The organism is Yeosuana aromativorans (assembly GCF_014646655.1).
Classification (GTDB): Bacteria; Bacteroidota; Bacteroidia; order Flavobacteriales; family Flavobacteriaceae; genus Yeosuana; species Yeosuana aromativorans.
Genome location: NZ_BMNR01000008.1, coordinates 98,379 through 111,909 on the forward strand (window position 1 = coordinate 98,379; position 13,531 = coordinate 111,909).

General features: G+C 34.1%; 15 protein-coding genes. 6 read left to right on the forward strand and 9 right to left on the reverse strand.

Going from position 1 to position 13,531, the window contains the following annotated elements; translation table 11 throughout:
- Position 1 precedes the first annotated feature (1 nt).
- Genes IEW94_RS15160 through IEW94_RS15170 form a run of 3 tightly spaced genes read left to right on the forward strand, consistent with a single transcriptional unit; the run spans position 2 to position 2,503 of the window.
- A complete protein-coding gene (locus IEW94_RS15160; RefSeq protein ID WP_188654619.1) occupies positions 2 to 1,060 on the forward strand; it encodes a 3-oxoacyl-ACP synthase III family protein in 1,059 nt (352 codons plus the stop codon).
- Positions 1,061 to 1,105: 45 nt separating this feature from the next.
- Positions 1,106 to 1,627: a class I SAM-dependent methyltransferase gene (locus IEW94_RS15165; protein ID WP_188654621.1), complete on the forward strand. Its 522-nt coding sequence runs from the start codon at positions 1,106 to 1,108 to the stop codon at positions 1,625 to 1,627.
- A 24-nt stretch (positions 1,628 to 1,651) separates the two neighbouring features.
- Positions 1,652 to 2,503, forward strand: coding sequence for a glycosyltransferase family 2 protein (locus IEW94_RS15170; RefSeq protein WP_188654623.1), 852 nt, complete (start codon positions 1,652 to 1,654; stop codon positions 2,501 to 2,503).
- A 35-nt stretch (positions 2,504 to 2,538) separates the two neighbouring features.
- Here IEW94_RS15170 and IEW94_RS15175 read toward each other — a convergent pair whose 3' ends face one another.
- On the reverse strand, positions 2,539 to 3,348 hold the full coding sequence (locus IEW94_RS15175; RefSeq protein WP_188654625.1) for a DNA/RNA non-specific endonuclease: 810 nt from the start codon (positions 3,346 to 3,348) through the stop codon (positions 2,539 to 2,541).
- Between the two features lies 1 nt (position 3,349).
- Positions 3,350 to 5,014: an alkaline phosphatase PafA gene (gene pafA, locus IEW94_RS15180; protein WP_188654628.1), complete on the reverse strand. Its 1,665-nt coding sequence runs from the start codon at positions 5,012 to 5,014 to the stop codon at positions 3,350 to 3,352.
- Between the two features lie 111 nt (positions 5,015 to 5,125).
- Between pafA and IEW94_RS15185 the strand changes: the two genes are divergently transcribed.
- On the forward strand, positions 5,126 to 5,863 hold the full coding sequence (locus IEW94_RS15185) for an MlaE family ABC transporter permease (RefSeq protein WP_188654630.1): 738 nt from the start codon (positions 5,126 to 5,128) through the stop codon (positions 5,861 to 5,863).
- Positions 5,863 to 6,630, forward strand: coding sequence for an ABC transporter ATP-binding protein (locus IEW94_RS15190; protein WP_188654632.1), 768 nt, complete (start codon positions 5,863 to 5,865; stop codon positions 6,628 to 6,630). The genes IEW94_RS15185 and IEW94_RS15190 overlap by 1 nt, the downstream gene beginning before the upstream one ends.
- A gap of 17 nt (positions 6,631 to 6,647) precedes the next feature.
- Here IEW94_RS15190 and IEW94_RS15195 read toward each other — a convergent pair whose 3' ends face one another.
- The 6 genes from IEW94_RS15195 to IEW94_RS15220 form a co-directional block, all read right to left on the reverse strand.
- Positions 6,648 to 7,064 carry a hypothetical protein gene (locus IEW94_RS15195; RefSeq protein ID WP_188654634.1) on the reverse strand — a complete coding sequence of 139 codons (417 nt, stop codon included), beginning with the start codon at positions 7,062 to 7,064 and terminating at the stop codon, positions 6,648 to 6,650.
- Positions 7,042 to 7,635, reverse strand: coding sequence for an exosortase/archaeosortase family protein (locus IEW94_RS15200; protein ID WP_188654636.1), 594 nt, complete (start codon positions 7,633 to 7,635; stop codon positions 7,042 to 7,044). The genes IEW94_RS15195 and IEW94_RS15200 overlap by 23 nt, the downstream gene beginning before the upstream one ends.
- Positions 7,625 to 7,954, reverse strand: coding sequence for a PID-CTERM protein-sorting domain-containing protein (locus tag IEW94_RS15205; protein WP_188654637.1), 330 nt, complete (start codon positions 7,952 to 7,954; stop codon positions 7,625 to 7,627). The genes IEW94_RS15200 and IEW94_RS15205 overlap by 11 nt, the downstream gene beginning before the upstream one ends.
- A gap of 185 nt (positions 7,955 to 8,139) precedes the next feature.
- On the reverse strand, positions 8,140 to 9,603 hold the full coding sequence (locus tag IEW94_RS15210) for a DUF389 domain-containing protein (RefSeq protein WP_188654639.1): 1,464 nt from the start codon (positions 9,601 to 9,603) through the stop codon (positions 8,140 to 8,142).
- Between the two features lie 89 nt (positions 9,604 to 9,692).
- Positions 9,693 to 10,772 (reverse strand): mannose-1-phosphate guanylyltransferase, encoded by a 1,080-nt coding sequence (locus IEW94_RS15215; RefSeq protein ID WP_188654641.1) that lies wholly within the window; start codon positions 10,770 to 10,772, stop codon positions 9,693 to 9,695.
- A gap of 95 nt (positions 10,773 to 10,867) precedes the next feature.
- A complete protein-coding gene (locus tag IEW94_RS15220) occupies positions 10,868 to 11,464 on the reverse strand; it encodes an ImmA/IrrE family metallo-endopeptidase (RefSeq protein ID WP_188654644.1) in 597 nt (198 codons plus the stop codon).
- A gap of 94 nt (positions 11,465 to 11,558) precedes the next feature.
- On the opposite strand from IEW94_RS15220, the gene IEW94_RS15225 reads away from it, so the two are divergent.
- On the forward strand, positions 11,559 to 12,785 hold the full coding sequence (locus tag IEW94_RS15225; protein ID WP_188654646.1) for a porin family protein: 1,227 nt from the start codon (positions 11,559 to 11,561) through the stop codon (positions 12,783 to 12,785).
- Positions 12,786 to 12,894: 109 nt separating this feature from the next.
- On the opposite strand, the gene IEW94_RS15230 is transcribed toward IEW94_RS15225, so the two are convergent.
- Positions 12,895 to 13,530 (reverse strand): HAD family hydrolase, encoded by a 636-nt coding sequence (locus IEW94_RS15230; RefSeq protein ID WP_188654648.1) that lies wholly within the window; start codon positions 13,528 to 13,530, stop codon positions 12,895 to 12,897.
- Position 13,531: the final 1 nt, after the last annotated feature.

Below are 13,531 nucleotides of genomic sequence, written 5' to 3' on the forward strand. Positions count from 1 at the left end.
TATGAATATTAAAATTACCGGTACAGGAAGCTATATTCCTGACACAATAGAAAAGAACGAGGATTTTAATCAACATACATTTTTAAACACAGATGGCACACCCATCAAAAATGAAAATGCCGTTATCATTGAGAAATTCAAAGCTATTACGGGCATTGTTGAACGCCGATATGCCAAAGATGATTTAACGGCTTCTGATCTAGGTTTTTTTGCAGCCGAAAAAGCCATTGCCAATGCCAATATTGACCGCGAGGAACTCGATTATATTATTGTGGCACACAACTTTGGCGATGTCAAACAAAACACCATTCAAAGTGACATTTTACCTTGTTTGGCCTCAAGGGTCAAGCACAGTTTACGCATCAAAAACCCTAAATGTGTAGCTTATGATATCCTGTTTGGTTGTCCTGGTTGGATAGAAGGCGTTATTCAAGCCCAAGCTTTCATAAAAGCAGGCATAGCAAAAAAGTGTTTGGTTATTGGTAACGAAACCTTGTCCAGAGTAGTAGATAAACACGACAGAGATGCCATGATTTATTCGGATGGTGCTGGTGCAACCATTATTGAAGCAACCGATGAAGAAGGTGGTATTTTGGCTCACGAATCTGCTAGTTTCACCTATGATGAAGCGTATTACCTGTTTTTTGGTAATTCAAATAATAAAGATCTGTGCCCCGATACCAGATACATTAAAATGGATGGGCGTAAAATCTATGAATTTGCCCTAAACAATGTCCCCAATGCCATGAAAGCTTGTCTTGACAAAAGCGGAGTAGACATTAAAGACATCAAAAAAATACTCATCCATCAAGCCAATGAAAAAATGGATGAAGCAATCGTGAAACGCTTTTACAAACTCTTCAAAATGGATCCGCCAGAAGGCATTATGCCCATGAGTATTCAAAATTTAGGAAACAGCTCGGTTGCTACAGTGCCTACACTCTTTGATTTAATAACACACAACAAGCTGGAAAACCAAAGCATTGCAAAAGGTGATGTTATCATGTTTGCAAGTGTTGGAGCCGGTATGCATATCAATGCTATAGTTTACAAATATTAATTACATTTGAAACGTTAAACAATTCCTGCTTTTGCAGAAGTTACTATGTACGAAAAAACATTTCCCAATAAGCGTTTTAAACTTACTTTTTCGTTTTTACAAAAACACGTTTCAACCAAAGAAACCATTTTAGATTTGGGTGTTGAAAATCCGTTTTCAAAAATCATGGTATCAAAAGGATATGAAGTTGAAAATACCAAAGGGGAAGATTTAGATATAGACACATCTGCTATTAAAAATTCCAATGCTGACGTGGTTACCGCTTTTGAGATTTTTGAGCATCTTCTATCCCCATTCACTGTATTACAAGCTATAACAGGTAATAAACTAGTAGCCAGTGTTCCGCTTAGATTATGGTTTTCATCAGCATACAGAAGCAAAACCGATATGCGCGATAGACATTACCATGAGTTTGAAGATTGGCAATTTGATTGGCTGCTGGAAAAAGCTGGCTGGAAAATTTTGGATAGACAAAAATGGACCAATCCTACAAAAAAAATTGGCATTAGACCTTTATTTCGTTGGTTTACTCCCAGATATTATATAGTTTATGCTGAAAGAGTTTAACTTTGAACTTGAAACTTTTGAACTTTGAATTTTTACATTATCATTCCTGCCCATAACGAGCAAGAGTCCATTGCATTAACATTAGACTCTTTGGTTCGTCAAGCATTACAACCTAAACAAGTTGTTGTTGTTAATGATAATTCTACCGATAACACTCAGGATATTGTTGAAGCTTACACTACTAAATATTCATGGATTCGTTTGGTTAATTCTAAATCTTCCAATGAGCATTTACCTGGTTCTAAAATCATCAATGCCTTTTATAAAGGTCTAGAAAGTATGGATGATGAGTATGATGTCATCTGTAAGTTTGATGCCGATTTAATATTTCCTGAAAATTATTTACATCAACTTGCTTATCATTTTAGTGCCAATGAGCGTTTAGGAATGGCTTCAGGATTTTGCTACATTCAAAAAAACAACAATTGGGTTTTAGAAAATTTAACTAGGAAAGACCATATTCGTGGTGCTTTAAAAGCTTACAGAAAAGCGTGTTTTACTCAAATAGGAAAACTCAAACCATCCATGGGCTGGGACACGGTTGATGAACTGCTGGCAAAATATTATGGCTGGGAACTTTTAACCGATGAAACCCTTCATGTTAAGCACTTAAAACCAACGGGAATTAGCTACAACAAAGCTTCAAAGTACATGCAAGGCGAGGCCATGTACAAAATGCGTTATGGGTTTATAATCACTTTAATTTCTGCCTTAAAACTTGCTTACAAAAAACATAGCTTGTCTTTGTTTAGAGATTATATGGCAGGATATTTTAGAGCCAAAAAAAATAAAATAGCTTTTTTAGTAACCGATGAAGAAGGCAAATTTATCAGGGATTTGCGTTGGAGAGGAATGCTTAAAAACCTAAAGGGATGATATCCTTAAACATGTTGAGGATAACACAACTACTATCACTTAAAACTCCAGTTTTTGCAATTGCTTGAGGCTTCCAACTTGGTTTCAACAGCATTATCCAATTGCGAAAAAAAATCAATACCAGTGAGTTTCTCGATAGAATCAACAGGTACTACAAACTTTTGCAATGGTTTGTTTGAATTTTCATGGAGCATTAAAAAAGCAATCATCTTGATGTTGCCATGGTCATTATCCAAAATGATTTTATAAAATTGATTTGGTACGGCAACGTGCTCTTCTCCTATGGTTTTTAAGCCTTTTGTTAAAACACCCCCTGTCACCACAAAAACACCGTTATATTTGCTTGCCCAATAGCGCACCTTCTGTTCTAGACTATTCCAAATACCAGCGTTAAAGTCATGCTCTTGAGGTGTGATATTGCTGGTTAAAAACGTTTCATTGAAAGCAACAATATCATATTCTCTATCTCCAGCTGGGCATAAATGTCCGCGATCATATCCTGAATTTTTATAGTTTCGCCAACTGGCAGCACCCGTCTTTACAGCCTTGTCAATTTCAAAATACGGTCTCTCAAAATTATTGTTGGATAACTGGTTTTTTTTCAATTCATAAGCCACCCATTCGGCCTGTTCATAAGGTTCATTGTATGACAATGAGTACCCTTGGTGATGCACAATTTGCCCAGTTGTACTGGTTGGTAAAAAGTACTCATTCGTGTTTTGCTTTACTTCTTTTCCTTTATCAACAACCTGTTTTTGTTCTTCCTGTTTTAAAAAATACTCATACCCATAAACTCCTAAAACAATGAGAATGGCCACAATGGAATATAGGTTTCTTTTACTCAAACTATTCAAAAATAAATTCTAAAGGTTGCCCAATATTTCCACTAGGATAACTAATGTTTAACAAAGCAGACATGGTTGGAGCAATATCGGTAATCTCGGTTTTCTGTAAGGTTTGACCATGCCTTATACCTTTTCCAAAGAACAATAATGGTACGTGCGTATCATACTCAAACGAAGACCCATGGGTAGATCCTGTTTTACCATAAGAAATAACCGCTGGATCCAGAACATAAATAACATCACCCGAACGCTTTTGGTTAAATCCGTTTTGAATCAATCTTTCTATTCCCGTAGAAAAGGAAGTATTGATCATTGCTGTTGCCGTGTAGGCCTTATCAACAAAATCATATCCAATAATTTCATTGATAATAGCTTCTTGCACATCATCCAGATCTAAATCCAGCTTTTGTATCTTTTCTCTGTTTAAAAATATTTGATTGTTGCTCACACTCTCAATCAAATCTGAAGCGCCATAAGAAGCTTCCATAAAATCATTTATTCTCTTGATAAAAACACTGGTATTAAAATATCCCGCAGGAATTTTTACACTTTCCAAATAGGCTGGCACATTAACTGCTGCGTGGTCTGCCGTTAAAAAAACCGTGTATTCACCCTTGCCTACCTTATCATCCAACGCTTTAAGTAGTCGTTCAATTTCTAAATCCAATCGCAAATAAACATCTTCGATTTCTTTTGAATTAACGCCAAAATTGTGACCAATATAATCCGTGCAAGAATAACTTACAGTCAACACATCTGTAATATCATCGGTTCCCAAATCTTCTCCTTGAAGCGCTTCAATAGTAAAGTCTGTTGTAAGGCTATTTCCATAAGGCGTTGATTTCAAAATATCATACCCACCATTTTGACTTTTAAGTGTTTGCAAATCGTAAGGAAACGTTGCTGTTTCCTTTCCTTTAAACCCTCCTTCAAAAGTGTTTAAATCGCTACCGCTTTCGGTGTATGTTGAAATATCATATAAGGTATTCCATTCCTTTAAATATGAATCCACAATGTGCTTTTTATTAAAATCAATAACCCATTTTGGAAGTTGCGTCATATAAAACGTACTTGAAATCCAGTTGCCCTCATTTTTACCCTGAAACCAATAAGCGGCATTGGCTGTGTGGCCTGCGGGCAAAATGGACGCTCTATCCTTAATTGAAATACCGATTGTTTTTCCTCGCATTTGGGTAAATAGTCTGTTTTCGTCACCAAAGGTTGTGGTTTTCATTCGTTGTGGAGACATTTGGCCTGCACTACTGGAAGTTCCAACAGATTGGACGGAATCATCCTCGGCACAATACACACTCTTTTTTAATTTCTTATCAAACCAATCATTAGCTATTATCCCATGATATTTGGGTGTTGTGCCGGTATATATTGACGTATGACCAGGCCCAGTGTATGTTGGAATATAATTAAAATGATTGTTCTTGCAATTAAACCCTTCATTCATGAGACGCTTAAAACCACCTTCCCCATACTTGTTGTAAAAACGCGTTAAATAGTCGTAGCGCATTTGATCTACAACTATGCCGACAACCAGTTTAGGGCGTTCATTTGAATAATTAGTACCATTAGTTGAGCTGCTTGGCATACTCGATTGGGCTAGACAAAAGCCACTAAAAATAACACATGCAATTAGGGAGACAATCTGCTTCATTTTAACGTTTAAATTTTATTTTTCAAAAATAATGCTTTTAAAACGTCTTAATTTAAATTTAAGGTTAAATACCTGCAACTTTTTTTTACTTTAGCACTAACAAATTTTAATATGACATACCTTCATTATATAGGCACTTATTTTTTAATGATTGTTGAGATGTTCAGGAAACCTACCAAATGGTCGGTTATGAAACAACTCATTTTAAAGGACATTGACGATTTAATTATTGGTTCATTAGGTATTGTAGCCTTTATTTCCTTTTTTGTTGGCGGTGTTGTTACCATACAAACAGCCTTAAACATAAGCAACCCTTTAATTCCAAAGTATTTGGTGGGCTTTGCAACCAGGCAATCCGTTATCCTAGAATTTGCTCCTACGTTTATTTCCATAATCATGGCCGGTAAAGTTGGATCTTTTATCACCTCCAGTATTGGAACCATGCGTGTTACTGAACAAATTGATGCATTGGAGGTCATGGGGATTAATTCCTTGAACTATTTAGTATTCCCAAAGTTTGTGTCGCTTATGCTGTATCCTTTTGTTATTTCCATAGCTATGTTTTTAGGTATTCTTGGCGGTATGGCGGCTTGTGTGTATGGCGGATTTAGTTCACTTGAAGATTATATTATTGGGATTCAAACAGACTTTATTCCATTTCATATCATTTATGCTTTCATTAAAACCGTTGTATTTGCCTTTGTTTTAGCAACCATTCCGTCTTATCACGGGTATTATATGAAAGGTGGTGCGCTGGAGGTTGGCAAAGCCAGTACAACAGCTTTTGTTTGGACTGCTGTAGTGATTATTCTACTGAATTATTTTTTAACCGATATGTTATTAAGCTAATGATAGAAGTTAAAAACTTACATAAATCATTTTCAGGAGTTGAAGTGTTAAAAGGTATCAGCACGTCTTTTGAGAAGGGTAAAACCAATTTGATTATTGGTCAAAGTGGTTCCGGAAAAACGGTTTTCATAAAATGTTTGCTAGGTTTATTTAATTATGAAGAGGGCAGTATATCTTATGACGGGAAGATATTTTCAAAATTAACTGAAGACCAAAAGCGCAATTTGCGTTCTGAGATCGGCATGGTTTTTCAGGGAGGCGCCTTATTTGATTCCATGACCATTGCCGAAAATGTCATGTTTCCATTGAAAATGTTTACCAAGCAAAGCAAGAGCGAAATGGAAGACCGTGTTGATTTTGTACTGAAACGCGTTAATCTAGTCGATGCCCATAACAAAATGCCAAGTGAAGCTTCTGGTGGGATGCAAAAACGTGTAGCTATTGCAAGAGCCATTGTTAACAATCCAAAATACTTGTTTTGTGATGAACCCAACTCTGGGCTTGACCCCAAAACATCCATTATTATTGATAATTTAATTCAAGAAATCACAGTAGAATACAATATCACTACCGTTATCAATTCGCACGACATGAACTCGGTGATGGAAATTGGCGAAAAGATTGTCTTCCTAAAAGATGGCTTAAAAGAATGGGAAGGCTCTAAAGACACCATCTTTAAAACTGACAACACAGCTGTTACCAATTTTGTATATTCTTCAGAGCTGATGAAAAAAGTGCGTCAGATGTATATTGAAGAGAAACAGTAATCAACCTTTAAAATCTTTTAAGGTGCTTGATTCTCTGTTACAGTTTTATTAAACCTATGATTAATAAGCCCCATTGCCATATATAAAATAGGGGAAATTAATATCTCTTGAATACTACCGGCAAATATCCTTAGATTTAAACTTATTTCTGAAATAAACCAGTCAAAAAAACCTAAGGAAAGTAAGATAAACAACCCCGAAATATGGATGATATGCCAAAGCAACGACATCCATTTGTCGCTTAATCTTCCAAGATGAAAAGTTCCAATAAGATAAACAGCTATTGTAGTTAAAAATTTAATAACATGTCCCATTTTCATTGGTAATTTTAAACTCTTATTTTCTAAAAAATAAATATAATAAGCAGAATAAATAACAATAATTAAAATAAGCCCAATTATGAAGCGAATCTTATCTGATTTGTACAGATTCATTTTTTAAATTGATTTTGCGACTAAAATAAACCCAAATTAAAAAGGTAGCGGTATAAACAATCATTTTAAATAAATAATGATGGGCAAATTGAAAATAAGCATGAAAGTATTCTCTTAAATAAATCAATCCCACACATCTTAGAATGTTAACAATATCAAGCAATATCAAACCGAGAATAATATACTTTATCTTTCTCCAAAATTTTGAAGGCATGCACACAATAAAACCAATATACAGCACCATTAATTCCAAACCATTACAAGCATCAGCAATATGTAATACTCTGCTATTATTATGATATATGGCTGAACTTTTATTTTCTAACTTTTCCCCCGCTAAAGTTTCATGATAAATCTCTTCTTTAGCCGTAAACCCTGACATTGGGCTTAAATAGTTTAAAACAATTGTGGAGGAAACACCTACATGATTAGTTAAAAAAGTATTTATAGCATTGGAATCTAATAGAAATACACCATAAATAATTTCCCAAACAATAAAAAACAATAAGGCTTTTCCTAGAAAAAGCCTTATTGGTAACGGAATTTCATTTTTTAATGAATCAAATTTCATCATTTTTATGGCCACGTAATTTTTTAATCCCAAACGCAGCAGCACCAATGACAAGGATACTCAGTCCACCATCTAGTGGAATTGAATCCCCTCCGTGGTTATCATCTCCATCATGATTATCATGATGCCCGTCACAATTTGTTCTTCCACAAATTGAGCACCTGTGATTAGTGTTATCTCCCCAACCCCAACTATTGAATAAATTACTCCACCAATTTCCAAAAGTTAATGAAGTTGCAGCATGTGTGTTTGTTGAAAAGGTTAAAGCAATTACTATAATTGCCGCCTTGATTGTTTTAGAAAAAGTATTGATCCCCATAATCTTGTATTGTTAATAAAGTTACTAATAGCAATACGAATATATTTACAAATCTTGTGACAAAAGATTTTTTTCGACAAAATGCTTATTAAAACTTTTAAGTTTTTTTTAACATGTAATTCATAGGTTAAAAATATCATTTTGTCTACCATAAACAATTGGTTATTTATGGATTATAATACATATCAATTAATCCTCTTAACCACCAACGTATCTAAATTCAATTTAACCTTAAGCCATTTTTTTAATTTTTCACTATCCTGAAGTCGTGATTTTTCAGTGGACAAGGAATCTACCCATTTTATGGTAAATTCAGGGATGGTATCTGTTTTAGAGAAATTAGTATTGATTACATTGGCAAAGGAAAACTGGTCCAAGTTTTCATAATTAATCTTAACCTCTTTAATCAATTCTTCAAACGGAATGTAATGGGCTTCTAGTTTTGAAAGCTGCTTTACTTTTCCTTCAAGAAAAATTATTTTTTGGGTTTGAGACAGTAAATCCAATGAATCGCGAGATCTCAACTCTTGCATGTACCTAAAATTATCCAAATTTCTGGATTTGTTTTGGTTGAACACCAACTCCGTATTTTCTAATGCGCTATAATCACTCATGCGCTTTTTAAGAAGTTCAATAGTTGTGTCTGGAATTTCGTCAAGACCAAACGTGTTTAGTTCTATGGAATGTGTTTTGTTATCTGTATAATCATAAATGGCATTCTTTTTTATGTATTCAAAATGTGGTAAAATTGATAATTCATTGTTCACAAATGCTTTTGCATCTCTCATAAAATTGCTTTCTTGAAGAACATTTATAAAAGTCCATACAGCAGGAACCATTACAACAATGGCCAACAAGGACGCCAACCTACCAATACGTTTGCGCTTAGCCGAATTAACATATTTCAACATGGGGAAACGCAATACTTTTAATACTAAAAAAGTTGCCAATGCTATAAAAATGGTATTGATGGTAAATAAATACATAGCTCCTCCAAAGTATTGCCAATTGCCTTTTGCCAATCCATAACCTGCGGTACACAATGGTGGCATTAAGGCCGTGGCTATGGCAACTCCAAAAATAACGGATGCAATTGTTCCGCGTTTTGTTTTGGCTATAATTAATGCCAACCCGCCAAAAAAGGCAATCAGCACATCACGAATATCTGGCTTTACACGACCTAAGAGCTCTGACGTATCTTCACTTAACGGAAACAAATAAAAAAAGAGAAAAGCTGTCAATAAACTCAAGACTATCATGGTTCCAAGATTTATCAAGGATCGTTTTAAGGTATCAATATCATTGATGGCAATTGATAAACCAACCCCAAGAATTGGCCCCATAAGCGGCGAAATCAACATAGCGCCAATTACAACGGCTGTAGAATTGGCATTTAAGCCAATAGATGCCACAAAGATGGAACAAACCAAAATCCAAGCGGTGGCACCTTTAAAAGGAATATCGTTTTTTATGGCTTCAATGGTGGCATCCCTGTCGGTATCCTCACGGAAATCCAATAATTCCTTTAAAAATTTGCTTATTTTGATAAACAAACCTTGAGCATCTTTTTTAATCTCTTCCTTAGATTGCTCAACAGCTGATTCCTTTTTGGTTTCTTCCTCGGAAAAATTGGATTTATGTTCTTCCATTTATGTCATATTAGCTATACAAACACGAATATATAAAATAAATAAATGCTTTCTGTTAATTTTAAAACTTGGAAATAACAAGCAATATATTATCCGTACTGTTCCCCAAATGTGTTTTTAACTTTTTGAAGCACTTTTTTTATGTCTTGTTCTTTTGACTTGGGATAAATAAGCAACACATCTTCCTTGTCAACAATTATATAATCGTTCAATCCATCAACAACTACAATTTTATCTTTTTTGGAGCGTATCATATTGCCTGATGCATCCTCTGTTAAAGTTCTTGAATTCACCACTGCATTTCCACTAGCATCCTTATCCAGTTTATCATACAAACTGCCCCAAGTGCCAAGATCATTCCAATCAAATTCTGCTGCAATCACATATACATTTTTAGAAGTTTCCATGATGGCATAATCCACCGAAATATTTTCGGCCTTTGGATAATTTTCTTGAATAAAATCATATTCTTTATCTGTATTGTAAACAGATATTCCATTTTTGAACAGTTCATAAAGCTTTGGTTGATTGTTCTGAAAAGCCTCAACCACACTTTTTACACTCCACATAAAAATACCGGCATTCCAAAGAAAATTTCCCTTCTCAATAAACTCTTTTGCAGTTTCATAATCTGGTTTTTCCCTAAATTGATTTACTGCTTTTATATCAATTGCAGATGTTTTATCAAATTCAATATAACCGTACCCTGTATTGGGAAATGTTGGCTGAATCCCTAATGTCATAAGCGCATCATTCTGTGAACAAAAATCAAAGGCTTGTTGTACGTTGTTTGTAAAGGCAGTTTCATCTTCTATCCAGTGGTCACTTGGAGCCACAATCATAACAGCATCTGGGTTTTCCTTTTGGATTTTTAACGAGGCATATAAAATACAAGGTGCCGTATTACGCATGGCAGGTTCTAAAACCACTTGTCGCTTTGTAACTGAAGGCAATTGCTCAAAAACCAAATCATTATAACGCTCATTGGTTAAAATAAAAATATTTTCTTGCGGAATTAACTTGGCAAGTCTATGAAATGTTTTTTGAATGAGTGTATCACCAGTTCCCAGCATATCATGGAACTGTTTGGGGAATTCTTGTGTACTTACTGGCCAAAACCGGGAGCCAACACCTCCGGCCATTAATATGGCATAATAATTCTTATTCATATGATAATATCTGTTGTTTTTAAATGGGCACATGGAACATCCAAATTATCATTCTGCACTGTGCTTAAAAAATTAATCATGGATGTTTCATAATGTTATGTTACTAATTCTACTTCTGCATTTGGATTAAAAAGGTACAACTTTCCTGTTTTAATCTCAATGCACTCATAACGCTTTACACGTTTTTGGGATTTTTTAAAGATTTTTCCATTGTACAGTTTAAAGGAACTGCCCAAGGGCAATTCAAAAACATAGGTTTTGCCATTAGGTTTGTCAAACTGCTTTAAAGCCAAGGCCAACTGCGCATCAGAATCGCTTGATGCTTTAGGGTTTTTAAAATGTGTTGCTAAAAGCGGCAACAAATCATGCGGAAACATATCAGGGTTTAAAAATGGCAACATCAAGTGCTGAAAGGTTCGTTTCCATTCCAAACCATGTGGTTTTATTAATCTACTATAAGATCTGTATGCCTCAAAATGAGCAATTTCATGAATGAGTGTGATTAAAAACCGATATGGGTTTAAATTGGAATTAACCGTAATTTGATGGGTGCCATTGGGCAACCTCATGTAATCGCCGTGGCGCGTTTTACGTTCGTTTTTAACTTTAACCACCAAATGGTCATGTTCCAAAAGTTTTAAAACCCGATCCATGGCCTGAGGAGGAATATATCCCTGAAGTGTGTTTTGCATATCACAAAAATACAGGAAATATTGAAAGTAAAAACAATTGATTTTATAAGATTTTTCTTAAATTGCAATCAAATCCAATTTGATCAATTTGAAAATGAATAAGTTTTTAACAGTCCTTTTAATAATAATATCCACCATTAATTGCCACTCACAAATTGCTTTTGAAAGCGGTTATTATATTAATAATTCCAACGACAAAATAGAATGTCTCATAAAAAATATGGATTGGAAAAACAATCCAACCGAATTTGAATATAAGAAAACAGAAAATGGTGAAACTCAAAAGTTAACGATTGAATCAGTCAAAGAATTCAGTATATACAACAATTCAAAATATATAAGAAAAAATATAAATATTGACAGATCTAGTAGTCAAATCAACAATTTGAGCAATAACAAAAATCCAACGTTTAAAGAGGAACAACTTTTTTTGAAGGTCCTGGTCCAAGGCAAAGCTAACTTATATCTATTTGAGGACAGCAATTTGAAAAGATATTTTTACAATATAGATAATTCTGATATTGAACAGCTTGTTTACAAAAACTACCTAACTCCCGATTTTAAATTAGGAAAAAACAATCAATTTAAACAACAATTATGGGCCAATTTAAAATGCCATGATATTAAACTAAATGATATTGAACATTTAGAATATAACAAAAATAGCTTAATCCATTTTTTTAATAAATACAACAAATGCAATAACTCAGACTTCATCAATTATGGAGAAAAACAAAAAAGAGATTTATTCAATTTAACTTTAAGGCCTCGTTTTGACAATTCATCGTTGTCCATTCAAAATTCTAGTTCTAATTCCAGAGACACCAATTTTGGCAGTAAATCAACTTTTGGTCTTGGAATTGAGATAGAATATATTTTACCTTTTAATGGAAACAAATTGGCTATTTTGATTGAGCCAACTTATCAAAATTTTAAATCAAATAAAACTACCGAGGTAAATAATGTATCTGGGGGAAAATTAATATCTGAAGTAAATTATAGCTCAATAGAACTTCCTTTGAGTATGAGATATTATTTTTTTCTAAACGACAATTCAAAAATTTTTATAAATGCCTCTGTTATACCAGATTTTACGATGAACTCTTCAATAAAGTTCTCTAGAAATGATGGATCAGTATTAAATACTCTAGAAATCAAATCCAGACCAAATTATGCCATAGGGATTGGATACAAACAAAATGACAAATTTAGTTTAGAAATAAGATGTCAAACAAGCAGAGAAATTCTAAGGGACTATCTGACTTGGAGTTCAAATTATAACAAAACATTATCAATTATACTTGGTTACTCTCTATTCTAAAAAACAATGCTTATGTACTGAATGTCAATAAAAAAATAAGATTTCATCCCTATAAATCAAAAAAACTTTGACTAACTTGTCTCATAGACATAAATATTGAACAAAAAAATCATAACATAGCTAAAAGCTTACTCATATCATCAAAAGTGTCATTACACAATCCTCTCAATTCGTTGTTATAATCATGTGCCGTAAACCCAAAAACATCAAAACCTCCGTTGATAGCGCCTTGAACGCCTAGCAAACTATCTTCAATAACGATACATTCATGCGGTAGAAATCCCATGGTTTTTGCTGCCCATAAAAATACATCGGGTTCTGGTTTAAACTTCTGAATGGTATAGCAACTAAACAGTTTGCCCTCAAAATAAGGTAGCAAACCAACCAAGTCTAAATTAAACCGCATCTTGGATTCCATACCACTTGATGCCACACAAAACGGCATTTGCAACTGTTTGATAACTTGTGTAACGCCTTCAATGGGTTTTAGGTGCTTTTCAAATTCATCTAAACTACGTTGTCTGTATTCTGCTTCAAAGGACTCTGGAATAGGCTGTTTTACAAATTTCGAAATAATTTCCTTACAGTCTTTAAAATGACTGCCTTTAAAATGCTTCATGGCAAAACTTAAATCAATATCGGCTCCAAGATTATTAGCCATATCCACTAAAATTTGATTGCCAATGGGTTCACTATCCACCAATACCCCGTCACAATCAAAAATAACACATTTGTATTTGCTCATA